Raw genomic sequence first — 25,690 nt, forward strand, 5'->3', positions numbered from 1 at the left:
ATCCATGGTGAAGGTCCCCGCATCACTATCCTTTGCAAGAGAATCCCGTTCATGGCAACCGAACGCTATAATCCCCGTGTAGCCGAGAAGCATTGGCAGAGAGTTTGGAACGACGCCAGGCTCTTCGAGACGAACAATGACGATCCTCGTGATCCTTACTACGTCCTCGAAATGTTTCCGTACCCCTCGGGCCGCATTCACATGGGCCATGTGCGCAACTATGCGATGGGCGATGTCGTTGCACGTTACAAGCGCGCCAAGGGATTCAATGTGCTGCATCCAATGGGCTGGGATGCTTTCGGCATGCCGGCCGAAAACGCCGCCATGCAGAACAAGGTTCATCCGAAGACCTGGACCTACCAGAACATCGCGACGATGCGCGATCAGCTCAAGTCCATGGGCCTGTCGCTCGACTGGTCGCGCGAGTTCGCCACCTGCGATGTCGAATATTATCACCGCCAGCAGATGCTCTTCCTCGATTTCGTCGAGAAGGGCCTGGTGACGCGCAAGTCGTCCAAGGTCAACTGGGACCCAGAGGACATGACGGTCCTTGCCAACGAGCAGGTCATCGACGGTCGCGGCTGGCGCTCCGGCGCTCTTGTCGAGCAGCGCGAGCTGACACAGTGGTTCTTCAAGATCACCGACTTCAACGAGGAACTGCTGGGCGCCCTCGATGGCCTCGACCAGTGGCCGGAAAAGGTGCGCCTGATGCAGCGCAACTGGATCGGCAAGTCTGAGGGCATGCTGATCCGCTGGGCGTTGGACAAGCAGTCGCACGTCGAAGGCGAGAGCGAGGTCGAGGTCTACACGACGCGGCCCGATACGCTGTTCGGCGCGTCCTTCATAGCCATTGCCGCCGACCATCCGCTGGCGAAGAAAGCCGCCGAAAACAACGCGGCGCTCGCGCAGTTCAACGAGGAATGTCGCCATGCGGGCACCTCGGTCGTTGCGCTCGAAACCGCCGAGAAGAAGGGCTTCGACACCGGCTTGCGCGTCATGCATCCGTTCGACCCGGAATGGAAGCTGCCGGTCTACGTCGCGAATTTCGTCTTGATGGACTATGGCACCGGTGCGATTTTCGGTTGTCCGTCAGGTGACCAGCGCGACCTCGACTTTGCCAACAAGTATGGCCTGCCGGTCGTGCCGGTGGTTATGCCGAAGGACGCCGACGCGGCCACGTTCCAGATCACCGAAACCGCCTATGTCGATGACGGCGTCATGATCAATTCGCGCTTCCTTGACGGGATGTCGCCAGCCGAAGCTTTCGACGAGGTGGCGCGGCGGCTGGAAAAGCAGACGGTCGGCAACCGCCCGCAGGGCGAGCGCAAGATCAATTTCCGCCTGCGCGACTGGGGCATTTCCCGGCAGCGTTACTGGGGCTGCCCAATCCCGATGATCCATTGCGATGATTGTGGCGTTGTCCCGGTGCCGAAGGCCGACCTGCCGGTCAAGCTGCCGGACGACGTCGAATTCGACCGGCCGGGCAATCCGCTCGATCGTCATCCGACCTGGCGGCACGTCAACTGCCCGCAATGCGGCAAGCCCGCACGACGCGAGACCGACACGATGGATACCTTCGTCGACTCGTCATGGTATTTCGCACGCTTCACCGCTCCTTGGGCCGAGGAGCCGACCGAGCCCAAGGTCGCGAATCACTGGCTGCCCGTCGATCAGTATATCGGCGGCATCGAGCACGCGATCCTGCACCTTCTCTACTCGCGTTTCTTCACACGGGCGATGAAGGTGGCCGGTCATCTCGATATCAGTGAACCGTTCAAGGGCATGTTCACGCAAGGCATGGTCGTCCACGAGACCTACAAGGGCAAGGACGGCTGGGTCACGCCAGCTGACGTTCGGGTCGAGGAGACGGATGGCGCGCGCCGCGCAACGCTGATTGCTACAGGCGAAGAGGTCGAGATAGGCTCGATCGAGAAGATGTCGAAATCGAAGAAAAACGTGGTCGATCCGGATGACATCATCGCTTCCTACGGCGCGGATACCGCGCGCTGGTTCATGCTGTCGGATTCGCCGCCGGAACGCGACGTAATCTGGACCGAATCCGGCGTCGAGGGCGCGCATCGCTTCGTTCAGCGCGTCTGGCGCCTGATTTCGGAAGCGGCCGAGACGTTGAAGACGGTCGATGCCGCAGCCGCGACCGAAGGCGAGGCTTTGGCGATTTCGAAAGCGGCGCACCGGACTGTCAAGGCTGTCGGCGAAGATATCGAGAAGCTGAACTTCAACAAGGCCGTCGCGCGCCTTTACGAGCTCGTCAACACCTTGGCGCCTTCTCTGCAAAAGGTGGCGGCGGGCGAGGCTGACATGGCGACGATCGCAGCAAGCCGCGAAGCGACGGCCATGTTGATTGCAATGATCGCGCCGATGATGCCGCACCTTGCCGAGGAGTGCTGGAAGGCACTCGGCGGCGCAGATCTTGTGGCTCATCAACCGTGGCCGTCATACAACGAGACGTTGATCATCGAGAACGATGTGACCATGCCGGTTCAGATCAATGGCAAGAAGCGCGGCGATTTGACAATTGCCCGCGATGCGGATCAATTGGCGGTCGAAAAGGCCACCCTCGCGCTTGATTTCGTCAAGGCCGCGCTGAATGGCAATTCACCGAAGAAGGTCATTATCGTACCGCAGAGGATCATCAATGTCGTTGCCTGATCGTTTTCAGCCGGGTTCCGTCGTCAAGCGGCTGCTTCCCTTCTGCGTTCTCGGCTTGGCATTGATTGCAGGCGGTTGCCAGGTGCGGCCGCTCTACTCCGATCCCGGTCCGGTCGGCAGCACGGCCGCCGGCGTCTCGGGCAGCGTCCGCTCCCGGCTCGCGACCGTGTCGGTCAATCCGGCGGGCGATCGCGTCACCCAGGAAGTACGCAACAACCTGATCTTCCTCTTCGGTGGCGGTGCGGGCGAGCCGACCCATGTCGCCTATACGCTCCAACTCGCCATTGCTTCGCAGAACATTTCACTGGCGCTGATCCAGAATGCGACCAATGACAAATCGGGTCAGCCAACCGCAGGCTCCATCCGCATGACTGGCAACTACGTTCTGACGCGCGTGTCGGACGGTCAGGTCATCGGCCGCGGCAGCCGTCTTGTAAATGCGGGCTACGATGCGCCAAGACAGCAGTTTGCTGTCCAGCGAGCCTATCGCGATGCTTATAATCGTGCGGCGGCGGAGGTTGCGCAGGCGATTCAGCTCAGCGTTGCCCAGGATCTGACGAAGAACCAATAGTCATACTGCGCATGACCTCGCTCGGCGACGGCCGGGCGTACCGTTCATGATTCCTGCCCCTAACCGGATGCGCGCCGCGTGGGCGCCCAAAAAAACGCCCGCCGGTCTTGCAAACAGGCGGGCGTCACTGAAAATGCGACTGATCAGGCGATCGACTGGCCCGTTTTCTTCCAATCGGCAAGGAAAGTCTCAAGGCCCTTGTCGGTCAGCGGGTGCTTGACCAATGCCTTCAGCGTTGCCGGCGGAACCGTAGCGACGTCGGCACCGATCAGAGCGGCTTCCTTGACATGGTTAACTGTGCGGATAGAGGCGGCAAGGATCTGCGTCTGGTAATCGTAATTGTCGTAGATGGTTCGGATCTCGGAAATCAGTTCCATTCCATTGATGCCGGTATCGTCGATGCGGCCAATGAATGGCGAGATGAACGTGGCGCCGGCCTTGGCGGCAAGAAGTGCCTGGTTGGCGGAGAAGCACAGCGTCACATTGACGAGATGGCCATCGGAGCGCAGGGCCTTGCAGGCCTTGAGGCCGTCGAGGGTGAGCGGGACCTTGATGCAGATGTTGTCGGCGATGCGGGAGAGCACTGCGGCCTCCTTCATCATCTGCTCATACTCGGTTGCCGCGACCTCGGCGGATACCGGGCCGTTGACGATGCTGCAAATTTCTTTGGTGACTTCGATGATGCTGCCACCGGACTTGAGGATCAGCGAAGGATTGGTGGTCACGCCATCGAGCAATCCGAGATCGTTGAGCTCGCGGATTTCCTTCACGTCGGCGGTATCGACAAAGAATTTCATGGGAACATTCCTTCCTGATATGCGGGTGTCTAAATGAGAGATCAATTCTATCTCCCGGAAAGTGACTTTTCTTTATCCGAAAGGCGCGCCAAGGTCACGTATATATGAGTCAGGATTCGTTCATCCCGCAAAAAACCGTTCCCGTGCTTGTGCCGATGCCGGCAGAGCGGCCCTACAGCTACGCCGTCCCGGACGGCATGGACGTCAGGGCCGGGTCAATCGTCCGGGTGCCGCTCGGTCCGCGCGAAGTTGCAGGCATCGTCACGGACGGCACGACTGACAGCATCGATGCGAAGAAATTGCGGCCCATATCCGAGCTTTTCGATTGTCCGCCCGTGGACGACGGCATGCTGCGCTTCATGCGCTGGGCCGCCGATTATACACTGTCCCCACCCGGCATGGTGGCGCGCATGGTGCTGCGCGTGCCCGCGGCTTTCGATCCCGAGCCGCCTGTGCCGGGCTTGCGCTTTGCCGGCCGTGAACCTGACCGCATGACCGGGGCTCGGGCCCGCGTGCTCGAGCTTGCTGAAGGCGGCATGGCATGGACGCGCACGGGGCTTGCCCACGCGGCAGGCGTCTCGGCAACCGTAATCGACGGTCTGGTGGCGCAAGGCGTATTCGAACAGGTCATGATCCCGGCGCGCCCCGTCGTTGCCGCTCCCGATGTCGACTATGCCAAGGCGTCGCTTTCAGGCGACCAAAGCGAGGCGGCGGATCAGCTCGTTGAAGCCGTGGCGTCCGCAAGTTTCTCGGTGTCGCTACTTGACGGTGTGACCGGCTCCGGCAAGACCGAAGTCTATTTCGAGGCGGTGGCCAAAGCCATCGAGCAGGGCAAGCAGGTCCTGATCCTGCTTCCGGAAATTGCGCTGACGCAGCAGTTTCTCGATCGCTTCCATGATCGCTTCGGCACCAAGCCGGCGGAGTGGCATTCCGATCTTGCGCCGCGCATGCGCGAGCGGGTCTGGCGACAGGTCATGGAGGGCCAGGTGCGTGTCATTGCCGGCGCGCGGTCAGCGTTGTTCCTGCCATTCCAGGAACTGGGGCTGATCGTCGTCGACGAGGAGCACGATCCCGCCTACAAGCAGGAAGATCGCGTCTGCTACAATGCCCGCGACATGGCGGTGGTGCGCGGCCATATCGGCGGCTTCCCGATCGTACTTGCGTCGGCCACGCCGTCGATCGAAAGTCAGGTCAACGCCAATCAGGGCCGGTACAAACGCATCCGCCTTTCCGGGCGCTATGCCGAGGCGGCAATGCCGGATCTGAAATCCATCGACATGCGCAGGTCGCCGCCACGACCGGGCGGGTTTCTCTCGCCCGCGCTCGTCGAAGCGATCAATCAGACATTGCAGCGCAAGGAACAGTCGCTGCTCTTCCTCAACCGGCGAGGCTATGCACCGTTGACGCTCTGCCGGGTGTGCGGCCACCGCTTCCAGTGCCCGGATTGTTCGAGCTGGCTGGTCGAGCACCGCTTTCGCGGCCAACTCATCTGCCACCAATGCGGACACCATGAGGCGCGCCCGGAAGCCTGTCCCTCCTGCGGAACGCTCGATCACCTCGTTGCCTGCGGGCCGGGCGTCGAGCGGATCGCCGAGGAAGTGGAAAAGACCTTTCCGGACGCCCGCATCATCGTGCTGTCGTCCGATCTCATGGGCGTCAAGCGCCTGCGGCTTGAGCTTGACGCGATCGCCAAGGGTGAGGCCGACATCGTCATCGGCACGCAGCTCGTTGCCAAGGGGCACAATTTCCCGAACATGACGCTGGTCGGCGTCGTCGACGCCGATCTCGGGCTTGCCAATGGCGACCCCCGCGCCGCCGAGCGCACGTTCCAGCTGTTGAGCCAGGTGACAGGCCGCGCGGGACGCACGGGCAAGAAGAGCCTCGGCCTTTTGCAGACCTACCAGCCGGATCATCCGGTGATGCGCGCCATCGTTTCGGGCGATGCAAAAGCCTTTTACGAGCGCGAGATCGAAGAGCGCGAACGCTCAAGCCTGCCACCCTTCGGCCGGCTCGGGTCGCTGATCATTTCGGCAGCGACGCGCCAGGAAGCGGAGACGCATGCGCGGGCCTTGCGCCGGGCAGCACCGGCATCGGATCAGATCAGCGTCCTCGGACCGGCGGAGGCGCCGCTTGCCCTTGTGCGCGGGCGGCATCGTTTCCGTCTCCTCGTCCACGGCACACGCAAATCGGATATTCAGGGCTTCATCCGCGTCATGCTGGCGGATGGGCCAAAAGAACGGGGATCGACGCGGGTGCAGGTTGATATCGATCCGCAAAGCTTTCTATAAGATCTGCATCGCGGTTAACGCTTCGGCGGAAGGGGCAGGGGATCATGGAACTCTATTGGCCGGCAAGTCAGGGCGAATGGATGGCATGGCTGTCGGCGGCCATCACCGTCGTCTTCGGGCTGGTCCTGTTCTTTGCGCCGCGCGTTGCCATGAGGATAATGCGCTTGCAGACGAAGCCGGAGCGCCCCGAGGCGCTTTCCGAAATCCGTGCGACATTCGCGGGCTTCTACCTCGGACTTGGACTTAGCGCCCTTGTATTTGCACAACCTTTTCTCTGGATCGCGCTCGGCGTTTCCTGGGGCTTCACGGTCTTCGGCCGGCTGATTTCGATGATGTCCGACGGCGGCAACAAGCCGTACAACTGGGCCTGGGTCGTCGTTGAACTGCTGCTTGCAGCAGGTCCGCTTCTATTTGCCTTCGGCTTTGTCGCCTGAGCCGCCGAGCATTAGTGGAATTGCTTACTCATAATTATCCGGAGCTGCGGCGATTCTGCCTCCTCATTTAGCGGATTCGCGTGTTGCGAGTCCTGTCTTCCTATGCTAGACGGCATTCAAATCACGTCTAAGGCAGCTTCAGGGCTTCACCCAAGGCGGTAAAAAAATCAATAATGCCAAAGATTTGACCGAAAACTTCCTTCCGGTTTCCTGATTTTTGGCTTCAAACCAGAGAGCTTGTCGTTCGTGGCAGAAACTACGTCGCTCATTTCCGGTGTTGCCCAGCGTTACGCGGGTTCGTTGTTCGAACTTGCGCTGGAAGCGAATTCGCTTGCCGAGGTCGAAAAGAATCTCGATCGCTTCGAGGCTTTGGTCAATGGCAGTCCCGATCTGAAGCGTCTGGTTGCGAGCCCCGTATTCTCGTCCGGCGATCAGGTGCGCGCGATCTCCGCGATCCTGGCCGAGGCCAAGATCGGCGGGCTGGTCGGCAATTTCTTGCGCGTCGCCGCGCAAAATCGCCGCCTCTTCGCCGTACCATCCATGATCCAGTCGTTCCGCCAGATTGCCGCCGCCCATCGCGGTGAAATCGCAGCGGACGTTACTTCCGCGCATGCCCTTACGGCAGCGCAGGAAAATGAATTGAAGGCCACGCTGAAAAGCGTCGCCGGCAAGGACGTGACAATCAATGTCACCGTTGATCCGTCGATCCTCGGAGGCCTCGTCGTCAAGATGGGGTCGCGCCAGATCGACACTTCACTTCGCACAAAACTTTCTTCGCTTAAGCTTGCACTGAAAGAGGTCGGCTGATGGACATCCGCGCCGCGGAAATTTCCGCAATCCTGAAAAAGCAAATCGAGAATTTCGGCCAGGAGGCAGAAGTCTCCGAAGTCGGCCAGGTTCTGTCCGTCGGTGACGGTATCGCCCGCGTCTATGGTCTGGACAATGTTCAGGCCGGTGAGATGGTCGAGTTCCCGGGCGGCACCCGTGGCATGGCCCTGAACCTTGAAAGCGACAATGTCGGCGTCGTTATTTTCGGCTCCGATCGTGACATCAAGGAAGGCGACACCGTCAAGCGTACCGGCGCCATCGTTGACGTTCCCGTCGGCAAGGAACTGCTCGGCCGCGTTGTTGACGCGCTCGGCAATCCGATCGACGGCAAGGGTCCGATCAAGGCGACGCAGCGCTCCCGCGTCGACGTCAAGGCGCCGGGCATCATCCCGCGCAAGTCGGTGCATGAGCCGATGTCGACCGGCCTCAAGGCCATCGACGCCCTCATCCCGGTTGGTCGCGGCCAGCGCGAGCTCGTCATCGGCGACCGCCAGACCGGCAAGACCGCGATCATTCTCGACACGTTCCTTAATCAGAAGCCGGCTCACGATGCCGGCAATGAGACGGACAAGCTCTATTGCGTCTATGTCGCCATCGGTCAGAAGCGTTCGACTGTTGCGCAGTTCGTGAAGATCCTCGAAGAGCGTGGCGCTCTCGAATATTCGATCGTCGTTGCTGCAACCGCCTCCGATCCGGCGCCGATGCAGTACCTCGCTCCATTTGCGGGCTGCACGATGGGCGAATATTTCCGCGACAATGGCATGCACGCGCTGATCGGCTATGACGATCTGTCGAAGCAGGCTGTCGCCTACCGCCAGATGTCGCTGCTGCTGCGCCGCCCGCCGGGCCGCGAAGCATATCCTGGCGACGTTTTCTACCTCCATTCCCGTCTGCTCGAGCGATCGGCCAAGCTCAATGACGAAAACGGTGCCGGTTCGCTGACCGCGCTCCCCGTCATCGAGACCCAGGCGAACGACGTTTCGGCCTATATTCCTACCAACGTGATCTCGATCACCGACGGCCAGATCTTCCTCGAAACGAACCTCTTCTACCAGGGTATCCGTCCGGCCGTTAACGTCGGCCTCTCGGTTTCCCGCGTTGGTTCGGCCGCACAGATCAAGGCGATGAAGCAGGTTGCAGGTTCGATCAAGGGTGAGCTTGCGCAGTACCGCGAAATGGCGGCGTTCGCGCAGTTCGGCTCCGACCTCGATGCTTCGACGCAGCGCCTTCTCAATCGCGGTGCACGCCTGACCGAACTCCTGAAGCAGCCGCAGTTCTCGCCGCTGAAGACGGAAGAGCAGGTTGCGGTGATCTTTGCCGGCGTCAATGGCTATCTCGACAAGCTTGCCGTCAATCAGGTCGGCAAGTTCGAGCACGGCCTCCTCACCTGGCTGCGTACCGAGAACAAGGACATTCTCGAGACGATCGCCAAGGAGAAGCAGATCAGCGACGACACCAAGGGCAAGCTGAAGGCAGCAGTCGATGCCTTTGCCAAGTCTTTCGCTTAAACTTCATTGACGGGATGAACGGATGCCTTCGTTAAAGGATCTGAGAAACCGGATCGCCTCGGTCAAGGCGACGCAGAAGATCACCAAGGCGATGCAGATGGTCGCCGCGGCGAAGCTGCGTCGTGCGCAGGACGCTGCGTTGGCGGCTCGCCCCTACTCGCAGCGCATGGCTGCGGTGCTGGCCAACATCGCCTCCAACGTCGACGGCGCCGATGCGCCGGTGCTGATGAGCGGAACTGGTAAGGACGATGTGCATCTGCTCGTCGTGTGCACTTCCGAACGCGGCCTTTGTGGCGGCTTCAATGCGCAGATCGTGCGTCTGGCGCGCGATCATGCCCGCCGGCTGATCGCCGACGGAAAGACCGTCAAGATCCTGACGGTCGGCAAGAAGGGCGCTGACATTCTACGCCGTGATCTCGGTCGCCATATCATCGACCACGTCGATCTTCGCGAAGTGAAGCAGGTCGGCTTTGCCAATGCCGATGCAATCGGCCACAAGATCATCGCGCTCTACAACGAGGGCGGCTTCGATGTGGCAACGCTGTTCTACTCGGAATTCAAGTCGGTGATCGCACAAATCCCGACCGCCCAGCAGCTCATACCGGCCAACTCCATCAGCGAAGTTGAACCGGAAAGCGCAGGCGACGCAGTCTACGAATATGAGCCGGATCCGGCATCCATTCTGGGTGACCTCATTCCGCGCAATATTTCCGTCCAGGTTTTCCGCGCTCTCCTTGAAAACGCGGCGTCGGAGCAGGGTGCGCGCATGTCCGCCATGGACAATGCAACCCGCAATGCCGGCGACATGATCAACAAGCTGACGATGTCGTACAACCGCCAGCGTCAGGCCCAGATCACCAAGGAACTGATCGAAATCATTTCGGGCGCGGAAGCGCTCTAATCGCGAAGGTAAGGATCGATGGCAAAAGCAGCGACCCCGAAGACACCCGCAGCCAAGCCGGCTGCGTCAGCAGCTAAGCCCGCAAAGGCAGCTGCACCAAAGGCGGCGGCCGCAAAGGCAGAAGCCGCTGCGAAGCCCGCAGCAAAGACCGCTGCTCCCAAGGCTGTCGCACCGAAGGCGACGCTGAAGGCCAGCGGCGCAGCCGGCCGCGTCAGCCAGGTCATTGGCGCCGTCGTCGACGTTGCGTTTGAAGATGGCAATCTGCCATTGATCCTCAACGCGCTCGAAACCGACAACCTCGGCAACCGCTTGGTTCTCGAAGTGGCGCAGCACCTCGGCGAAAACACCGTTCGCACGATCGCCATGGACTCGACCGAAGGTCTCGTCCGCGGCCAGCCGGTCTATGACACCGGTTCGCCGATCATGGTTCCCGTCGGCGACGAGACGCTCGGCCGTATCATGAACGTCATCGGCGAACCCGTTGATGAAGCGGGTCCCATCAACACCAAGGTGACCCGCGCCATCCACCAGTCGGCACCGGAATATGTCGAGCAGTCGACCGAAGCCCAGATCCTCGTGACGGGCATCAAGGTTGTCGATCTCCTCGCTCCCTATGCTCGCGGCGGCAAGATCGGCCTCTTCGGCGGTGCAGGCGTCGGCAAGACCGTTCTCATCATGGAACTGATCAACAACGTCGCCAAGGCGCACGGTGGCTATTCGGTGTTCGCCGGCGTTGGCGAGCGTACGCGTGAAGGCAACGACCTTTACCACGAAATGATCGAATCCGGCGTGAACAAGGAAGGCGGCGGTGCCGGCTCCAAGGCCGCGCTGGTCTATGGCCAGATGAACGAGCCGCCAGGTGCGCGCGCCCGCGTTGCCCTTTCGGGCCTGACGGTGGCCGAGCATTTCCGCGACCAGGGCCAGGACGTTCTGTTCTTCGTGGACAACATCTTCCGCTTCACCCAGGCGGGTTCTGAAGTGTCGGCCCTGCTCGGACGTATCCCGTCCGCCGTGGGTTACCAGCCGACGCTTGCGACCGACATGGGCGCGATGCAGGAACGCATTACCACGACCCACAAGGGCTCGATCACGTCGGTTCAGGCGATCTACGTTCCCGCCGACGATTTGACCGACCCGGCGCCGGCAACATCCTTCGCCCACCTTGATGCGACGACGGTTCTTAACCGCGCCATCTCGGAAAAGGGTATCTACCCGGCCGTGGATCCGCTCGACTCGACATCGCGCATGCTCGATCCGATCATCGTCGGCGAAGAGCACTACCAGACTGCTCGTCAGGTTCAGTCGATCCTGCAGCGCTACAAGTCGCTCCAGGACATCATCGCCATCCTTGGCATGGACGAACTTTCCGAAGACGACAAGTTGGTTGTTGCCCGCGCCCGCAAGATCGAGCGCTTCCTGTCGCAGCCGTTCTTCGTTGCTGAAGTCTTCACCGGTTCGCCGGGCAAGCTGGTCGATCTCGCCGACACGATCAAGGGCTTCAAGGGCCTTTGCAACGGCGACTACGATCACCTGCCGGAAGCTGCCTTCTATATGGTTGGCTCGATCGATGAAGCCATCGAGAAGGCACAGCGCCTGGCAGCGGAAGCTGCCTGATCCAGAGACTGATGGCGGGCTCCGGCCCGCCCTTGTCCATCTCGATCAAGACCACGGGAATTGAGTGAATATCATGGCAGAAGCCTTCCAGTTCGAACTCGTATCGCCAGAGCGCCTGCTCCTTTCGGAACAGGTCATTGAAGTCGTGGTTCCGGGCACGGAAGGCTACATGACGGTCATGGCGCACCATGCGCCGCTGATGGCAACCGTGAAGCCCGGCGTTGTCACCGTAAAGATGGCGGACGGCAAGCCGGACAGCTATGTCGTCTTCGGCGGTTTCGTTGACGTGACGCCCGATGGATGCACCCTCCTCGCGGAGTCGGCGGTGCACGTCACCGATATAAAGGCTGATGAATTGCAGCGCCGGATCAAGGACGCGAAGGAAGATTTCGAGGATGCGACGACGCGCGAAGAACGCGCCCGCCTGGAAGATCTTCTGGGCCAGCTAACGACGCTCGAGGAAGCCATCAAGGCCGCCTGAAGCTCTTGTCCGCTTCAATTTGGAAGTTTAGAAGCGGGCCAAGTGCCCGCTTTTTTCATTAAATTTACTAGCCGTTCAGATGCCGGAATGCTGCAACGACCTCTTCATAGACCTTGCGCTTGAAAGGCACGATGAGATCGGGTAATTGCGTCATGGGTTTCCAGGCCCATTCATCGAATTCGGCGGTATGGCCGCCCGGAGGCGGGTTGATGGCGATTTCGCTTGCGTCACCTTCAAAGCGGTAGGCGAACCACTTCTGCGTCTGCCCGCGGTATTTGCCCTTGAGCGCGATGCCGACGAGATGTGGCGGCAGTTCGTAATTGATCCAGTGCGGCGCTTCCGCCAGCAATGAAACGCTCTTCATGCCGGTTTCTTCGTAGAGTTCGCGCAGGGCAGCGGGTTCCGGCTCCTCGCCCTTGTCGATGCCGCCTTGCGGCATCTGCCAGAGTTGCGTTGCACCATCCATTTCATCGCCCGGTATCATGATGCGATGGCCAGCCCAGACGAGGCCCTCCTTGTTGAGAACCATGATGCCGACACAGGGCCGGTAAGGCAGGGATTGTGGATCGACCGGCTTCTTGCTCATGGCGAGACCTCCAAATGCTTGCTGCCGCCCTGCTAGCCGTTTTGGGGATCGCGGACAAGGGCCGAGATGGGAACGATCTCGATGCCGCGTGCCTTGGCTTCATTAACCCATGACGTTACCGCCTCGACCGTGACGTCAAAGGCAGAACCGGTGCCGATGGCGCTGCCCTTGGCACGGGCGATGCGCTCGAGTTCATCGAGCTTTTTCAAGATGCTGCCACGATCCTGCGACGCATCGATAAGGACATCGGATGCCGCGAAGGGCGCGCCCTGCTGTCCTGCGATCGCGTCAGCCGTGCTGCGTGCCGATGTACCATCGTCGAGGTAAAGCAGGCCGCGCCTCGCCACATCCTGGATGACAGGCGTCATGGCGTTGGCGTCGGCGGTGAAGCGAGCGCCCATATAGTTCATAACGCCGGTATAATTGGTAATACGCCCCATCGTCTTGTGCAGGTTTTCAAGCGTCGCCGGCGCCGCTGCATCCACCGTCAGCGTGTTGCGACCGGGATTGACGCGCGGATAGTCGAAGGGTTCGAGCGGGATCTGCATCAGGATTTCATGGCCATCCTGGCGGGCCGCCTGCATCCACCGGCCGAGGCTGTTGCCCTCTGGCGAGAAGGCCAAAGTCACCTCACCGGGCAATGCGCGAATGGCATTCTGCGAACCGGTCTGCGAAAGCCCGAGACCGCCGATCACGATTGCGACACGCGCACCGCGTGCACCTGACCAGGGCCGGGCATAGACGTCGAGCGGACGCCTGCCGTCAGGCGCGATGGTCGGGAGAGGGCCTTGCGGCGACTGCTCGATCAAGTCCTGTTCGGGAATGTGTGCCGTGCGCGGGTCCTGCGTGCGCTTGTTTGGATCGCCGACCACGATCACCTTCGGCCCTCCTTCGGGGGAGATGACCTTGCCGGAAAGATTGTTCGCAGTCTGCGGTGGTGTCGGAGCAGCACTTGGCGGGGCGGGCGGCGGAGGTACCTCAGCGACCTGCGGCTTCTCGGGTTCCGGCGCGGGATTGCGGAAGCCCTGATGGCTGGTGAACGAAATCAGGGAAGATAGTCCGACGATACAGGTGGCTACCAAAAGAGGCGGTAGCCAGCGTCCTGGTGTTAGATTGCCGGATTGTCTTGGCCGTTTGCTGTTTTTTCCCAGCGGCCGGTTGAGGTCGACGTTCACGCGTGAGGGCCGGAGAGATGGAGGAAAGAGAGGAAATATTGGCGGTGAGAATATGGGGCCAGACTGCTTGCTGATCGCCTGGCCCCATATGTCGTCATACTAGTTTGGCACGCCCTTCTTGGGGTCGGCCGGGAAGGCCGCATTGGCCTGTTCGCCGCGCAGGAGCTTCAGCGCCTGGATCAGCTGAAGGTCATCCTTCGGATCCGGCGGCACATAGGCGATGGAGCCCGAACCTTCGGCATCTTCCTGCACGCCCTTGATATGGCCCTTGAGATCGGATTCACCCCGGGTGATATCCTGGCCCTTGAGTTCATCGGGCAGCGGCTGCTCGACGGCGATATCGGGAACGATGCCCTTGCCCTGGATCGACTTGCCGGCCGGCGTGTAATACAGCGCCGTCGTCAAGCGAAGCGCGCCATTTTCGCCGAGCGGGATGATCGTCTGGACCGAACCCTTGCCGAACGAGCGGGTGCCGAGCACGGTGCCGCGACGGTGATCCTGCAACGCACCGGCGACGATCTCAGACGCGCTTGCCGAACCGCCGTTGATGAGAACGATAAGCGGCTTGCCGTCGGTGAGATCGCCCGGGCGGGCATCAAACCGGGTGATATCCTGTGGATCGCGGCCACGGGTCGAGACCACCTCTCCCTTGTCGAGGAAGGCATCGGAGACCGCAACAGCCTGATCGAGCAGGCCGCCCGGGTTGAGGCGCAGGTCGAGGACGAAGCCCTTCAGCTTGTCGTTCGGAACCTTGCTCTGGATGTCCTTGATCGCCTTCTGCAAGTCATCGAAGGTCTGCTCGGTGAACGAGATGACGCGGACATAGCCGACATCGTTCTCAACACGGTACTTGACCGCCTTCACCTTGACCACGTCGCGGACGATCGTGAGCTTGATCGGCTTGTCAGCGCCTTGGCGGATGAGGGTCAGTTCGATAGGCGTGTTCACTTCGCCGCGCATCTTGTCGACCGCGTCGGTCAGCGTCAGGCCGCGAACATCAGTACCGTCAATCTGCGAGATATAATCGCCGGCAAGAACGCCAGCCTTGGCGGCCGGGGTGTCCTCGATGGGGGCGATAACCTTGACGAGTTCGTTCTCCATGGTGACCTCGATGCCGAGGCCGCCGAATTCGCCCTTGGTCTGAACGCGCATGTCCTGCGCCTGCTCGGCATTCATGTAGGATGAATGCGGATCAAGCGAGGTCAGCATGCCGTTGATGGCGCTTTCGACCAGCTTCTTGTCATCCGGCGGAGTGACATATTGGGCGCGTACACGCTCGAAGATATCACCAAAAATTGAAAGCTGTTTGTAGGTGTCGGTACCCGCAGCTTCTGCAGCGGTTGTGGGCAGAGCACCCTGCACAACGACCATCGCTGTTGCGCCCATCAGTGCGCCAGCCATGAGAAGCGTTAGCCTACGTATCATTTGCGGTCCTTCCAGCAAGCCGATCCGCCCACCAGGGGGCGGGATTAATAGGTTTTGTATCCTTTCGGAACTCAATGTAAAGCATTGGAGCTCCATTTCCCATCGGAACGGGTGCCGTACTGGCAACTAGTTGCTCGTTCATCACACCGACCGGCTCTCCCGCCAGAACAAACTGATTTTGGGAGACATTGATTTTCTTCATGCCCGCCAAGACGACATGATATCCATTCCCGGCATCAAGTATCAAGAGCTGACCATAGGAACGAAATGCGCCGGCATAAAGGACGACAGCATCCATCGGCGCCGTTATGGTCGCCCCCGGGAGGGTCTCGAGCGTGTCACCTTGCAGGACGCCACCAAGGCCATCGTCATCGCCAAAATGCTTAACAAGTTTCCCCGCTGCTGGCAGGGCCAGATGGCTTTTTAAAGACGCAAAGTTGACCTGGGCCGAAAGGCGGTTCTGGTTGGCGGCAAAATCGTCGGCGCGCTGTTGGCTTGCCTGGAGCTTCTGCTGTTCCTGGGCGCTGGCGGCGCTGGCGGCTTTCTGGACCTCCTGCATGTCCTTTTCAAGCGAGGCAATGAGATCGCGCAGCGATGTCGCGCGCTTCGCCAGTTCCTCCGACCTTGCCTGTTCGGCCATGCGTGTTTCTTCGGACGTCGTCTGCAACTTCTGCTTTTCCGCCAGCAGAAGGTCGAGCCGCTTCTTTTCCTCGGCCTGGCTTGAAAGAGCAGCTGTCAGGCGCGTCTGCTCTTCCGCAATCGAGTTTTTGACCCGGTCGAGTTCTTTCAGGTCGGCGATAAGGACTTCGGTCTGCTGGCGCATTTCCGGGACAACAGCGCCAAGCAGGACGGCGCTTCGAACCGAGGCGAGGGCATCATCGGGACGAACGAGCAGGGCTGGCGGGGGGCTGAGGCCCATGCGCTGGAGTGCTGCAAGCACTTCCGCCAGCGCGCCACGCCGCTGTCTCAATGAGGTGCGCACGCTGTCTTCCTGACCGCGCAGATCAGCCAGCTTGTTGGTGAAGCCCGCTATGTCCTGTGTCAGCTTCTTCTCGGTTTGCGCTGACTGGATCAACGCCGCGGTGATTGTCGTCTGGTCCTTCTTCAGCCCGGCGATTTCATTGTCGAGCGCCGAGACGCGTTCCGAGGAAAGCGAGATCTGGCTGGTGAGATCCTCAAGCTCCTTGAGCGACTGAACGCGCCGCGCGTCGAGCGACTCGGCGGCAGGCGCCGTAGGAGCTGGCGGGGTCTCCTGGCCGCGGGCAGGCGAGGTGCACCAGAGGGCGAAGGCAAAAAGGGCCGTACACGTCAGGCCAAGCCTGCGCGGGTGGAAAACTGCCTTTGATGCCTCAAAAATCATTGTCGGACCGGGACATGCGTATGGTTTGTTCCCGACTCTAGGGAGACTTCGATTAATGAAGTATTAACCATAAACCAGCCGCGTCGAAAGCTGCGCATTTGTAGCAAAAAAGGCATGGCGGAATTGCGGCGATGCACCGGCGTCGGCGGGGCCGGCATAGAAGAAGTCACGTAACCGCTTCTCATCGCAAGGGAAACACTCTATGTGAATGCCACCGACGCGGTTCGCTGAACGTGCTCGCCGGTCCACAATGGCTAGCGTGATGACTGATCTGACCATAATCATTCCTGTGCACAATGAAGCCGGAAACATCGGCGCGCTGATCAAGGAGATCGACGCGGCGCTCGCGAGCGGACCGAATTATGAGATCATCGTGATCGATGACGGATCCTCTGACAGTTCGGCAGAAGAGGCGCTGGCGGCGGGGAACCGCGCCTATGTGCTGCGCCACGAACGGCGTACCGGGAAGTCGCGGGCGCTTGTCACGGGATTTCGCGCAGCCTCCGGTCGGTGGGTCGCAACCCTCGACGGTGACGGCCAAAACGACCCGAAGGATCTGGCCCGGCTCTGGCTGCGCATTTCCAACGCGGAGCCGGCTCTTTTTGCCGGTATTCGCAAACGGCGCAATGATGGCGTTGTGAAACTCCTCACCTCCAAATTTGCCAATTTCGTGCGCCGGCGTTTGCTGAAGGACGACTGCAAGGACACAGCCTGTGGTTTCAAGGTCCTGCCGCGGGACCTTGCGCAGGGTCTGCCATATTTCGACAATATGCATCGTTTCCTGCCGGCCCTGACCCGCCGGGCGGGGCTGCCGGTCGTCGAGGTGGATGTTGAGGATCGGCCCCGGCGCTCGGGCGTTTCCAAGTACGGGTTCTTCGACCGGGCTGCGGTCGCCTTCCTCGATACAGTCGGCGTGTTCTGGCTTATCCGCCGCTATTCGGAACCTGGGTCTGTGGCGCGACTGAATAACGCTGGAAATTAAAGGTTCGGAGCTGACCGCTGAAGTTCCTGACCGGCGCAGTGACCCGCACGGCAGGCCCGAGGAGCATGGCATCGGCTGGAAAGTCTGCAGAAGGCGGTGCGGGTTCATCCCCATGCCAGACCAGGACGACATCTTTCGCCGACCCTTGTTCCGGCGGCCAATGCAGTTGCACCGCAACATTGGCGGCATCATCTTGCCGGTTTGAGATAATGCGCGCTGGTGTTGGATCCTGCGCGCGGATGGAAAGGGCTACCGCATCAAACGGAAAGGTGAAGCGGGGCGTTTCGAACAAGGCGATATATGCGACGGCGACTGGCGCAAGGATGTAGACGAAACCGGCAATCGCCAGAAGGTTGCGGGCTCCCAGAACCTGCGGCAGGTAGAGCGCAAGCAGGATGGCGGTCGGCGCCAGGATCGGCGCCATGTATCGCTCGGCCACCGAATGATAATCGCCGGCGAGCACCAGCGTTGCGAAGGCGGCGAGACCGATCAGCACGGTGCGCAGGAGAAGGACGCGCACCTCCGCATCGCCGTCGGGTGCGGGACGCGGATGATCGCGGGTTCTGCCGATGATGAAGATGACAAGGGCCGGCCCCGCCCACAGCGCCGTGGACATTCCAAGGCTGAGCAGTCCGTCGATCCCGAGGTGCGGCACATCGAACACCAACAGGTAATCGATCGAACTCGCGAGCTTTTCCATCCGCCCGGCGGTTGCCGACAGAGGAGCGCGCAGCGAGGCAATGACGACCGGGGCAAAACTTACGACAAAAATGGCCACTGACAGCCAGATTTGGCGCCGGAACAGCTGGCGGCGAAGACCGGGCGTCAATGCGGCCGCGATCAGAAAACTGACAAGGAATATAAAGAAATTATACTTCGCAAGGGCGCCTGCCGCGGCCCAAAAGCCGAACCAGGCAAAACCGACCGCCCCGCGCCCCGCCCTTATCATGGCAAAGGCATGGACGATGCCTATGGCAGCAACCATGACGAGAATCGTATGAGCCGTGGTCTGGATCGACATCCAGACGATCTGAGGCAGGAAGGCCGAGGCGGTGATTGCCAGAATACCGGCGCGATCCCCCGCAAGTCGGCGAGCGGCGTCGAAGCAAAGCCAATGGTAGAGACCAAGGAGGGATAGCCTGACGAGCGCAACCGAAAAGACCCAGTTCCAATGCGTGATTTCCAAAGCCAGACGAACGAGCCAGTTATAGAGGGGCGGATGAGAGTTGCCGTAATTCCAGGCGAGATAGACTTCGCCGACGAACTGCGCCTCGTCGATTTCCATGAAGCGGGAGAGGGAAAGGCGCAAGAGAATAAGGGCGGTAATGTAGACGACGATCGCGGCGGGAATGCGCTTGGCGAGCTTGGACCATTTGATCGGTGCGCCATCGAGCCAGGCAAGATCGAATTTTCGCCGGAACAATCGCGCTTCACGTGTCATGCAGCCGTGAGTACTACAGGAATTGCGGTTCCCGCAAGTTTTCGGACGAGATTTTCGGAGCTGTCACGCAAAAGAAAACCGCCGGCTTGTGGCCGGCGGCTTTGGCGCTACCCAGGCGAAACTTAGGCGCGCCTGATGATGCTTGCGATGAGCGAGATCAAAAGCAGTGCCAGGAACACGTAGAAGATTATCTGGGCTATACCGGCGGAAGCACCGGCAATACCACCAAATCCCAACGCACCGGCGACAAGCGCAATGATCAGAAAAATTACAGCATAGTAAAGCATTTAGCGTTCTCCCTATCTCGTCGGGGGTGTAACGGATTGAACAAGATTTGGTTCCCTGCTGCGTAGCGTTGTCGTTATGCTTTAGCTTTGCTGCTTTCCTTGAAGAAGAGAGCCTGGGTGATCAGCGCCTTGACCATGTCTGGGTTGAACGGCTTGGTAACAAGGAACGTCGGCTCGGGACGCTCTCCGGTCAACAAACGTTCGGGGAATGCGGTGATGAAAATGACCGGAACCGCATCCTGGCTGAGGATGTTGTTGACGGCATCAATGCCCGAACTTCCATCGGCCAACTGAATATCGGCAAGAATCATGCTCGGCTTGGTTGAAGCGTAGAGCGAAACGGCTTCGTCTTTGGTTCGGGCAATGCCGACCACGCGGTGGCCCAGGCTGTCAACCATATGCTCGATATCCATGGCGATCAGCGGTTCGTCTTCAATGATGAGAATGTCGGTAGCAATCTGCTTGGAGATTCCGACCGATGCCTCATCGAGAAGCTCGTAGAGTTCGCCCTCATCGACATCGAGAATTTCCATGGTCTCGGCCTTGCTGAAGCCTTCGAGACTGATCAGCAGGAAAGCCTGGCGTGCCTTTGGCGCTATCGACGTGAGGTTGGCGGCCGCATGTTTTTCCCATCCATATTCCGACTGCAGTTCCAGCGGGCGAACATTGACCGAATTAAAATGTTTGACCAGCAGCTTGTAAAGGCTGACACGGTCCGACCCGGCACTCGGGAACAAGGAAACGTCGGCAATGAGAATTTCAAGGGTCGCTGCGACGTAGGCATCGCCCGATGACTGCGAGCCGGTGATGGCACGCGCAAATCGGCGAAGGTAAGGCAAGTGTGGGGCTATCCGGGTGGATAATGACATAGTGAGTTCCCTGTTCTCCGGTGAATATGATGAGCCGGCCTGATATAAGCGACGAACAGAAACACATTCGCAAAAAAAAAGTTCCCGACAACGGAACTTTTCCTCTCGTGAAGAATTATCACTGCTAATGTGCTTAACTTATTGGATGAATCCGAATTCGCTCTGCGCCAACAGCAAAGATCCTACGAATGAACGCAAGAAAATCCTCAATTGACGCGCCTGAAAAAGCGCGGGTCCGTCGCCGCGATATAAGGAATGCCGAGACTGAGATTGGATTGAAGCTACGTGCGCTTTATGCATCCGTACAGGAGGAAGAGATTCCGGCTCGTTTTCTGGACTTGCTCGAGAAGCTTGACGAGGCTGAACGCAACCACGCGCAAACCCCTGAATAGCAGGCTGGTGAATGGTCCACGAATCGACTGATTTTAAGAGAGACTTGATTGCGTCGCTGCCAAAGCTGCGCGCATTCGCTGTATCACTCATTGGCAATCCCGACAGGGCCGATGACCTTGTGCAGGATACGATCATGAAGGCCTGGGCCAAGCAGGACTCCTTTGAGCCCGGCACCAACATCAAGGCTTGGCTGTTTACCATCCTGCGCAACGAATTCTACAGCCAGATGCGCAAGCGTGGTCGTGAGGTGCAGGATTCCGATGGCACGTTCACCGAACAGCTCTCGGTCCATCCGGCGCAGTACGGATCGCTGGACCTCCAGGATTTTCGCAAGGCCCTCGACAAACTCCCCGACGATCAGCGTGAAGCTATCATTCTCGTCGGCGCCTCCGGATTCTCCTACGAGGAGGCAGCCGATATTTGCGGTTGCGCGGTCGGAACGATCAAGAGCCGCGTGAGCCGTGCGCGTACGCGATTGCAGGAACTTCTCGAAGTTCAGGGCGAGGTCGATTATGGCCCGGATTCAATCGCGACGCAGGTCACATCAAACAAATTCGCCTGAGGCGCCGTTTCGGCGCGAGGTGGAATTGCGCTGGGAGTTGGCCAGCGCCTTGGCGACTGCCTGAAGAATTTGCGCTTTTCCATAGGGCTTGGCGACAACGGGAATGTCGGGAAAACCTGGAACCCCGTTGGCCTGGCTGTCATAGGCAGTGGTGAAAACGATCGGCAGGCCGCGGCGCTGCATTTCGGCAGCCGAATCAAGCGACGAAACACCACGCGCCTGAACCTCAAGAATAGCCAGATCATAGTCGGTCTCGTTGGCGATCTGAGCCTGCAATTCACCAACAGTTGCAATAAGTTGTACCGACTGCGCCCCAGATTCTTCTGCTATGCGTTCAAGATCCAACCCTATCAGATATTCATCTTCCAGGACCAGAATCCGCATGCCGGTCATTTCCATCTCATTTGCTCCTTTTCGGGGAGCCGTTATGAGCGGAGTGATGACGTGTGTCATTTAACTAAGACATACCGATTGCAAAGATCGCACGCGCAATTTACCGGCATCGTGGTAGCGTAAATCCGAACGGGGATATGGGCATGAACACAGCCGCATCGACAGCACGGCAATACCCGTGCGACAAATGCCCTTTGCAGGGTTTTGCGCACCTGCAGCCGCATCAAAAGGATGAGATAGATTTTTTATCGACCTTCAAGACGGGCGAACTCGTGGCCGATACCGGCACCACCGTGCTTGTCGAGGGAGCCAACAGCGCGCATCTTTTCACGGTCCTATCCGGATGGGGTTTTCGCTACAAGATGCTCGAGGACGGCCGCCGGCAGATCCTGAACTATGTTCTTCCTGGTGATCTCATTGGCTTGCAAGGATCGCTTATGCGGGAGATGTCTCATTCGATCGAGGCACTGTCGCCTATGATCCTGTGCGTTTTCCAGCGCGACAAGCTCCCGACTTTATTCGCTAATTTCCCAAGCCTTGCTTACGACATCACATGGATAGCATCGCGCGAGGAGCAGATGCTGGATGAGATATTGCTGAGCGTCGGAAGGCGTACTGCGCTCGAGCGGGCGGCCTATCTCTTCGCCTTCCTTTTTCAACGCGCCAAGAGCGTCGGTTTGGTGAAAGGCGATACACTGGTAATGCCGCTCCGGCAACAGCATGTCGCCGATACGCTGGGACTCTCCATCGTTCATACCAACAAAACCTTGAAAAAACTGGCAGGTCGCGGTGCCTTGCGCTGGCTTGACCGCGGCTGTGACGTGCTCGACGAGACAACACTGCTCCAAATCTCGAAATGGTCAGGGCTGTCTTCGATCCCGAGGCCGTTCATCTAACGAGTTAGGAGCCGTCGGTTACGCTGCAAACGCTAAAGCGTAGCGGCGCCGGCTTCCGGCTGCTCCGCATTCAATTGGTCGAGAGCCAGTTCAATATCGCGAAGGTTGCGCGTCACACCGTCATCCGGGTCCATGCCGCCCTCAGTGGCCGCTCTTTGCAATCCCCTTGCTTCGCTCAAGAGTTCCTTGAGCCTTGCAATTTTCTGTTCCCTACTCAATCCAGCATCGGTGAGAATATCGTTCGCTTCGAGCATGGGTCTCTCCTTTTTATGCTCAACAAAAGCATTGAACACTCAACCCAAACGGGGAGGCCGATTATTTGTTCCCGTCTGGAACCATGCTTAAAGGGTGGCGTTGATGGACCATGATGTAGTAACGATTAATGTGGGGAGCGGGGTATGGAGTGCCTCATAGAGATATGAAATCACCGCCAATTTCAGAAAACCTTTTTCAGGCAATGTCCGAGCCTGCCCGGCTCGATGTCCTTTCGAGCCTGACGCCGTTGGCAATTGAGAACGACGCGGATTTTGATAACATAGCTGCACTTGCGCTTTCCACGTCAGGCGCGGCAGCTGCTCAAATCTCGCTTGTCGATGAGCGGCAAAGCAAGGTTCTTGCGCATAGGGGAACGCTTGGACGCGCCAACATGTGGACCTTTGAAGCCGCGGCTTTGACGATTCCTGAAGCCAGTTGCCTTGTCATTCTCAATGCAGCAGAGGATGTCCGTTTTTCCGAACTTCATTGCGTTACCCATGCGCCGCAACTGAGATTTATTGCGGTGGCGCCGATCTGCGTCTCGGATGAATGCATTGGCGCGGTCAGCGTCATGTCGGACGAAACACGGACGGAGTTTACGGCCGCGCAGCAGGAGCAACTTGCAAGCCTCGCCAAGGTGGCCGGGTCACTAATCGAGCTCAAGCGTGACTCGCGGCAGGGAGATGAACGCGTCGCTACGCTGCATCGGGATGACGATCGCAATGCCATGGCGCTCGAAGTGGGAAATGTCGGAAGCTGGGTCTGGGATCTGCGAAACGGCCGGTTCACAGGCAATCGCATGGCCTATGAAATGCTCGGACTCGATTCGGATCGTACCGTGAGCGGCGAGGATGTGTTTCGGGCTATGCATCCCGACGATTTCCCTGCCATGAAGTCGGCCTTCACGCGGGCACTGGCGCAGAATCAGGATTATGTCGGCGAGTTTCGCGTCGCTTCGTCGGGCCAGTGGTTGCTTGGCCGCGGTCGCATTTTCGAGCGCGACTCGTCCGGCAAGCCTGTCGTCGCTGTCGGCGTCAATATCGATATCACCAAAACCAAGACGGCGTCGGAAAAGACGCGCTTTCTCCTGCGTGAACTCAATCACCGGGTCAAGAACACGCTCGCCATGCTGCAATCGCTGGCAAGGCAGACGCTAAGCCGCACATCCGATCCGGCAGAATTTATGGAAGCCTTCTCAGGTCGTCTGCGTGCAATCTCCGAGGCTCACACATTGTTGTCGGATCGCGAGTGGAGCGGCATCAGTCTCGTCGATCTGATCACGAAACAGGTAGAGCCTTACGCGATCTTCGATATTGGCCAGATTGAACTCGTGGGCGAAGATATCATGCTGCCTCCTGATCATGCCCTCGGGCTAGGGATCGCCTTGCATGAGCTTGCCACCAACGCCGTAAAACATGGCGCACTGTCGGTCGCCACCGGTCATGTGCGCATCGTCTGGCAACTGGAAGTCGGGTTGCACGAGTCGCGCATCGTCATCCGCTGGACGGAATCCAATGGCCCGCGCGTAACGGCGCCGAACACCCGAGGGTTGGGTTTGAAATTGATCGAACGCAGTTTGGATAAGGTGCTGTCGAGCAGCGTGCGGCTGAGCTATCCGGAGACCGGCATAGAGGCAATTGTCTCAATGCCGATCGGGGATCAGTCAGATCCCGCCGCCGGCTGATGGGTCGTTGCGGGGGCGACGCTTTTTCTTCTTACCTGCGAGAGACAGGCCACCAAATGCTACAAGCGGGACCGTGAGCATCAGCAATGCTCTCGAACGAAGCAGCGCTGGCGCCACGGCCAGGGCCGCGATGGTCAATACGGTCGATGTATCTACTTTAGCGCGTTCTTCCTGGCGGCGTCGTGCCGAGGAAGAGGCGATTTTCATTGCAATATACGCGATGATCGCGAGGCCAAAGGCTGAACCCGCGATGATCAGGGCCGCATATAACGGGCCGTAATGTTCTGCCAAGCTGATCTGCGCCGCCACCAACAGGAAAACGGCTCCAATCGTGACCAGAACCGCGATGATTGCGGCGAAGATGGCGCTCTGTTTGGCTCGGCTGACGACCAAGCCGACCTCTCCAGCCGCCAGGCTGGTTAAAAGTGGGGCCAGCAGCTTCAGCATGTCAGCGGCGCGCGATAAGCGCGAGAAGGAAGCCCACGCCGGCTGCGACTGCGAGCGTGGTCAAGGGTTTTTCCCGCACCGTCTCGACGATCTGGTCTTCAAGCTCGCGCGCCTGCAGCCGCAGGTCTTCGAAGGTCTCCTCCCCGCGCATTTTCGCGGATTCGAACGAACTTGCCGCGCTTCTCCGGGCATCCTGGGCTCTATTCTTGCCGATCTTGCCGAGTGTCGCCGTGATGTTCGCAATGTCTTCCCGCAGCGCAGCTACCTGTGCCTGCAGATCGGGATTGGATTCGGTCGCATCGTCAACCGCCTTGCGAACCTTCGAGGAAACAGAGGCCATGGGAAAACTCCTTTTAGAAAATGGCTGCATATGCTGCGGGAAACGTCGCGTGGCGACATTTGTTCCACGCTTGCGAGCGCATCGCAAGCTGGCAAGCCGAAGATGGATAACAAGACGCCGGCCAGACGGCCGGCGCTAAATGAGGAATTGTTTAAGAAAGATAGCCGAGCAACCAAAGTATGAGGATGATCGGAAGTGGCAAACCTATAAGCCAGAGTAATGCACCACGCATCATGTCTGAAATCTCCTTGCTAAACGTTAGATCCTGCCCATCAAGAGCAATATGAGAACGACGACCAGGACAATGCCGAGCAGACCCGAAGGCCCGTAACCCCAGCTTCTCGCATGCGGCCAACTCGGAAAGACGCCGATCAATGCGAGAATGAGAATAATGATTAACAGTGTCCCTAGTGACATTCCGCGTCTCCCTGTCAGTGGCAAATCGTTCAGTGCAAAAACACGCGAAATGAAATTTGGTTCCTGTTGAGGTTGCAGGGAGTGGA

At 59.3% G+C, this 25,690-nt stretch carries 27 protein-coding genes; 14 read left to right on the top strand and 13 right to left on the bottom strand.

The genetic code is table 11. The features are described from left to right. The first annotated feature begins 51 nt into the window (after positions 1-51). Positions 52-2,670 (top strand): leucine--tRNA ligase, encoded by a 2,619-nt coding sequence (gene leuS / locus BLR72_RS09660; RefSeq protein ID WP_091947776.1) that lies wholly within the window; start codon positions 52-54, stop codon positions 2,668-2,670. Further along, a complete protein-coding gene (gene lptE, locus BLR72_RS09665; protein ID WP_027231076.1) occupies positions 2,657-3,241 on the top strand; it encodes an LPS assembly lipoprotein LptE in 585 nt (194 codons plus the stop codon). Before leuS ends, lptE begins: the two co-directional genes overlap by 14 nt. A 143-nt stretch (positions 3,242-3,384) precedes the next feature. Here lptE and fsa read toward each other — a convergent pair whose 3' ends face one another. Further along, positions 3,385-4,038: a fructose-6-phosphate aldolase gene (fsa, locus tag BLR72_RS09670; RefSeq protein WP_027231077.1), complete on the bottom strand. Its 654-nt coding sequence runs from the start codon at positions 4,036-4,038 to the stop codon at positions 3,385-3,387. A gap of 104 nt (positions 4,039-4,142) precedes the next feature. Here fsa and BLR72_RS09675 point away from each other — a divergent pair, with 104 nt between their 5' ends. From BLR72_RS09675 to BLR72_RS09705, 7 genes are all read left to right on the top strand, one after another. Beyond that, positions 4,143-6,326 carry a primosomal protein N' gene (locus tag BLR72_RS09675; RefSeq protein ID WP_091947779.1) on the top strand — a complete coding sequence of 728 codons (2,184 nt, stop codon included), beginning with the start codon at positions 4,143-4,145 and terminating at the stop codon, positions 6,324-6,326. A gap of 44 nt (positions 6,327-6,370) precedes the next feature. Beyond that, a complete protein-coding gene (locus BLR72_RS09680) occupies positions 6,371-6,760 on the top strand; it encodes an AGROH133_08824 family phage infection protein (RefSeq protein ID WP_091947782.1) in 390 nt (129 codons plus the stop codon). Between the two features lie 246 nt (positions 6,761-7,006). After that, the gene (locus tag BLR72_RS09685; RefSeq protein WP_027231080.1) at positions 7,007-7,567 is read left to right on the top strand and encodes a F0F1 ATP synthase subunit delta; all 561 of its coding nucleotides are present in this window, start codon (positions 7,007-7,009) and stop codon (positions 7,565-7,567) included. Continuing rightward, positions 7,567-9,096 carry a F0F1 ATP synthase subunit alpha gene (gene atpA, locus BLR72_RS09690; protein ID WP_027231081.1) on the top strand — a complete coding sequence of 510 codons (1,530 nt, stop codon included), beginning with the start codon at positions 7,567-7,569 and terminating at the stop codon, positions 9,094-9,096. The genes BLR72_RS09685 and atpA overlap by 1 nt, the downstream gene beginning before the upstream one ends. A 22-nt stretch (positions 9,097-9,118) precedes the next feature. Further along, positions 9,119-9,997 carry a F0F1 ATP synthase subunit gamma gene (locus BLR72_RS09695; RefSeq protein ID WP_027231082.1) on the top strand — a complete coding sequence of 293 codons (879 nt, stop codon included), beginning with the start codon at positions 9,119-9,121 and terminating at the stop codon, positions 9,995-9,997. A gap of 18 nt (positions 9,998-10,015) precedes the next feature. Then, complete coding sequence (gene atpD, locus BLR72_RS09700; protein WP_091947784.1) at positions 10,016-11,611, top strand: F0F1 ATP synthase subunit beta; 1,596 nt, start codon at positions 10,016-10,018, stop codon at positions 11,609-11,611. A gap of 73 nt (positions 11,612-11,684) precedes the next feature. Continuing rightward, on the top strand, positions 11,685-12,092 hold the full coding sequence (locus BLR72_RS09705; RefSeq protein ID WP_027231084.1) for a F0F1 ATP synthase subunit epsilon: 408 nt from the start codon (positions 11,685-11,687) through the stop codon (positions 12,090-12,092). A gap of 67 nt (positions 12,093-12,159) precedes the next feature. Here the strand turns inward: BLR72_RS09705 and BLR72_RS09710 are convergent, their stop codons facing one another. From BLR72_RS09710 to BLR72_RS09725, 4 genes are all read right to left on the bottom strand, one after another. Continuing rightward, positions 12,160-12,678 carry an RNA pyrophosphohydrolase gene (locus BLR72_RS09710; protein ID WP_091947786.1) on the bottom strand — a complete coding sequence of 173 codons (519 nt, stop codon included), beginning with the start codon at positions 12,676-12,678 and terminating at the stop codon, positions 12,160-12,162. Positions 12,679-12,710: 32 nt separating this feature from the next. Continuing rightward, the gene (locus BLR72_RS09715; RefSeq protein WP_244506668.1) at positions 12,711-13,760 is read right to left on the bottom strand and encodes a divergent polysaccharide deacetylase family protein; all 1,050 of its coding nucleotides are present in this window, start codon (positions 13,758-13,760) and stop codon (positions 12,711-12,713) included. 192 nt (positions 13,761-13,952) lie between these two features. Further along, the gene (locus tag BLR72_RS09720) at positions 13,953-15,278 is read right to left on the bottom strand and encodes a S41 family peptidase (protein ID WP_091947792.1); all 1,326 of its coding nucleotides are present in this window, start codon (positions 15,276-15,278) and stop codon (positions 13,953-13,955) included. Further along, positions 15,268-16,638 carry a murein hydrolase activator EnvC family protein gene (locus tag BLR72_RS09725; RefSeq protein WP_091947795.1) on the bottom strand — a complete coding sequence of 457 codons (1,371 nt, stop codon included), beginning with the start codon at positions 16,636-16,638 and terminating at the stop codon, positions 15,268-15,270. The genes BLR72_RS09720 and BLR72_RS09725 overlap by 11 nt, the downstream gene beginning before the upstream one ends. A gap of 262 nt (positions 16,639-16,900) precedes the next feature. On the opposite strand from BLR72_RS09725, the gene BLR72_RS09730 reads away from it, so the two are divergent. Further along, the gene (locus BLR72_RS09730; protein ID WP_091947798.1) at positions 16,901-17,620 is read left to right on the top strand and encodes a glycosyltransferase family 2 protein; all 720 of its coding nucleotides are present in this window, start codon (positions 16,901-16,903) and stop codon (positions 17,618-17,620) included. Here the strand turns inward: BLR72_RS09730 and BLR72_RS09735 are convergent. From BLR72_RS09735 to BLR72_RS09745, 3 genes are all read right to left on the bottom strand, one after another. Then, positions 17,562-19,043 (bottom strand): glycosyltransferase family 39 protein, encoded by a 1,482-nt coding sequence (locus BLR72_RS09735; protein ID WP_175492321.1) that lies wholly within the window; start codon positions 19,041-19,043, stop codon positions 17,562-17,564. The two genes, BLR72_RS09730 and BLR72_RS09735, sit on opposite strands and share 59 nt — an antisense overlap. A gap of 140 nt (positions 19,044-19,183) precedes the next feature. After that, the gene (locus BLR72_RS09740) at positions 19,184-19,348 is read right to left on the bottom strand and encodes a DUF1328 domain-containing protein (RefSeq protein WP_027231091.1); all 165 of its coding nucleotides are present in this window, start codon (positions 19,346-19,348) and stop codon (positions 19,184-19,186) included. A 74-nt stretch (positions 19,349-19,422) separates the two neighbouring features. After that, on the bottom strand, positions 19,423-20,217 hold the full coding sequence (locus BLR72_RS09745) for a response regulator (protein ID WP_027231092.1): 795 nt from the start codon (positions 20,215-20,217) through the stop codon (positions 19,423-19,425). A gap of 188 nt (positions 20,218-20,405) precedes the next feature. Here BLR72_RS09745 and BLR72_RS09750 point away from each other — a divergent pair, with 188 nt between their 5' ends. Next, positions 20,406-20,609, top strand: coding sequence for a NepR family anti-sigma factor (locus BLR72_RS09750; RefSeq protein ID WP_036813618.1), 204 nt, complete (start codon positions 20,406-20,408; stop codon positions 20,607-20,609). Positions 20,610-20,620: 11 nt separating this feature from the next. Then, positions 20,621-21,172 carry an RNA polymerase sigma factor gene (locus BLR72_RS09755; RefSeq protein ID WP_027231094.1) on the top strand — a complete coding sequence of 184 codons (552 nt, stop codon included), beginning with the start codon at positions 20,621-20,623 and terminating at the stop codon, positions 21,170-21,172. Here the strand turns inward: BLR72_RS09755 and BLR72_RS09760 are convergent. Then, entirely contained in the window at positions 21,155-21,571 is a 417-nt protein-coding gene (locus BLR72_RS09760; protein ID WP_175492322.1) for a response regulator, read from the bottom strand. The genes BLR72_RS09755 and BLR72_RS09760 overlap by 18 nt on opposite strands. Positions 21,572-21,708: 137 nt before the next feature. On the opposite strand from BLR72_RS09760, the gene BLR72_RS09765 reads away from it, so the two are divergent. Continuing rightward, complete coding sequence (locus BLR72_RS09765; protein WP_091921560.1) at positions 21,709-22,461, top strand: Crp/Fnr family transcriptional regulator; 753 nt, start codon at positions 21,709-21,711, stop codon at positions 22,459-22,461. A gap of 32 nt (positions 22,462-22,493) precedes the next feature. Here the strand turns inward: BLR72_RS09765 and BLR72_RS09770 are convergent, their stop codons facing one another. Continuing rightward, the gene (locus BLR72_RS09770; protein WP_091920945.1) at positions 22,494-22,715 is read right to left on the bottom strand and encodes a hypothetical protein; all 222 of its coding nucleotides are present in this window, start codon (positions 22,713-22,715) and stop codon (positions 22,494-22,496) included. Positions 22,716-22,879: 164 nt separating this feature from the next. Here BLR72_RS09770 and BLR72_RS09775 point away from each other — a divergent pair, with 164 nt between their 5' ends. Next, positions 22,880-24,400, top strand: coding sequence for a sensor histidine kinase (locus tag BLR72_RS09775; protein WP_175492323.1), 1,521 nt, complete (start codon positions 22,880-22,882; stop codon positions 24,398-24,400). Here BLR72_RS09775 and BLR72_RS09780 read toward each other — a convergent pair. The 3 genes from BLR72_RS09780 to BLR72_RS09790 form a co-directional block, all read right to left on the bottom strand. Then, complete coding sequence (locus BLR72_RS09780; RefSeq protein WP_027231099.1) at positions 24,380-24,847, bottom strand: hypothetical protein; 468 nt, start codon at positions 24,845-24,847, stop codon at positions 24,380-24,382. The two genes, BLR72_RS09775 and BLR72_RS09780, sit on opposite strands and share 21 nt — an antisense overlap. A 1-nt stretch (position 24,848) precedes the next feature. Then, the gene (locus BLR72_RS09785) at positions 24,849-25,187 is read right to left on the bottom strand and encodes an ElaB/YgaM/YqjD family protein (RefSeq protein ID WP_027231100.1); all 339 of its coding nucleotides are present in this window, start codon (positions 25,185-25,187) and stop codon (positions 24,849-24,851) included. A 258-nt stretch (positions 25,188-25,445) separates the two neighbouring features. After that, positions 25,446-25,604: a DUF3309 family protein gene (locus BLR72_RS09790; protein WP_036813626.1), complete on the bottom strand. Its 159-nt coding sequence runs from the start codon at positions 25,602-25,604 to the stop codon at positions 25,446-25,448. Between the last annotated feature and the right edge of the window lie 86 nt (positions 25,605-25,690).

Origin of the sequence: Phyllobacterium sp. YR620 (assembly GCF_900104165.1) — a bacterium.
Classification (GTDB): Bacteria; Pseudomonadota; Alphaproteobacteria; order Rhizobiales; family Rhizobiaceae; genus Phyllobacterium; species Phyllobacterium pellucidum.

Bases quoted from the DNA above. Each gene is read 5' to 3' on its own strand.
- BLR72_RS09760 (WP_175492322.1), bottom strand. From the start codon at position 21,571: ATGGAAATGACCGGCATGCGGATTCTGGTCCTGGAAGATGAATATCTG.
- atpD (WP_091947784.1), top strand. From the start codon at position 10,016: ATGGCAAAAGCAGCGACCCCGAAGACACCCGCAGCCAAGCCGGCTGCG.
- fsa (WP_027231077.1), bottom strand. From the start codon at position 4,038: ATGAAATTCTTTGTCGATACCGCCGACGTGAAGGAAATCCGCGAGCTC.
- lptE (WP_027231076.1), top strand. From the start codon at position 2,657: ATGTCGTTGCCTGATCGTTTTCAGCCGGGTTCCGTCGTCAAGCGGCTG.
- BLR72_RS09695 (WP_027231082.1), top strand. From the start codon at position 9,119: ATGCCTTCGTTAAAGGATCTGAGAAACCGGATCGCCTCGGTCAAGGCG.
- BLR72_RS09740 (WP_027231091.1), bottom strand. From the start codon at position 19,348: ATGCTTTACTATGCTGTAATTTTTCTGATCATTGCGCTTGTCGCCGGT.
- BLR72_RS09730 (WP_091947798.1), top strand. From the start codon at position 16,901: ATGACTGATCTGACCATAATCATTCCTGTGCACAATGAAGCCGGAAAC.
- atpA (WP_027231081.1), top strand. From the start codon at position 7,567: ATGGACATCCGCGCCGCGGAAATTTCCGCAATCCTGAAAAAGCAAATC.
- BLR72_RS09785 (WP_027231100.1), bottom strand. From the start codon at position 25,187: ATGGCCTCTGTTTCCTCGAAGGTTCGCAAGGCGGTTGACGATGCGACC.
- BLR72_RS09745 (WP_027231092.1), bottom strand. From the start codon at position 20,217: ATGTCATTATCCACCCGGATAGCCCCACACTTGCCTTACCTTCGCCGA.
- BLR72_RS09710 (WP_091947786.1), bottom strand. From the start codon at position 12,678: ATGAGCAAGAAGCCGGTCGATCCACAATCCCTGCCTTACCGGCCCTGT.
- BLR72_RS09705 (WP_027231084.1), top strand. From the start codon at position 11,685: ATGGCAGAAGCCTTCCAGTTCGAACTCGTATCGCCAGAGCGCCTGCTC.
- BLR72_RS09755 (WP_027231094.1), top strand. From the start codon at position 20,621: ATGGTCCACGAATCGACTGATTTTAAGAGAGACTTGATTGCGTCGCTG.
- BLR72_RS09680 (WP_091947782.1), top strand. From the start codon at position 6,371: ATGGAACTCTATTGGCCGGCAAGTCAGGGCGAATGGATGGCATGGCTG.
- leuS (WP_091947776.1), top strand. From the start codon at position 52: ATGGCAACCGAACGCTATAATCCCCGTGTAGCCGAGAAGCATTGGCAG.
- BLR72_RS09765 (WP_091921560.1), top strand. From the start codon at position 21,709: ATGAACACAGCCGCATCGACAGCACGGCAATACCCGTGCGACAAATGC.
- BLR72_RS09750 (WP_036813618.1), top strand. From the start codon at position 20,406: ATGAACGCAAGAAAATCCTCAATTGACGCGCCTGAAAAAGCGCGGGTC.
- BLR72_RS09790 (WP_036813626.1), bottom strand. From the start codon at position 25,604: ATGTCACTAGGGACACTGTTAATCATTATTCTCATTCTCGCATTGATC.
- BLR72_RS09770 (WP_091920945.1), bottom strand. From the start codon at position 22,715: ATGCTCGAAGCGAACGATATTCTCACCGATGCTGGATTGAGTAGGGAA.
- BLR72_RS09675 (WP_091947779.1), top strand. From the start codon at position 4,143: ATGAGTCAGGATTCGTTCATCCCGCAAAAAACCGTTCCCGTGCTTGTG.
- BLR72_RS09725 (WP_091947795.1), bottom strand. From the start codon at position 16,638: ATGATTTTTGAGGCATCAAAGGCAGTTTTCCACCCGCGCAGGCTTGGC.
- BLR72_RS09780 (WP_027231099.1), bottom strand. From the start codon at position 24,847: ATGCTGAAGCTGCTGGCCCCACTTTTAACCAGCCTGGCGGCTGGAGAG.
- BLR72_RS09720 (WP_091947792.1), bottom strand. From the start codon at position 15,278: ATGATACGTAGGCTAACGCTTCTCATGGCTGGCGCACTGATGGGCGCA.
- BLR72_RS09775 (WP_175492323.1), top strand. From the start codon at position 22,880: ATGAAATCACCGCCAATTTCAGAAAACCTTTTTCAGGCAATGTCCGAG.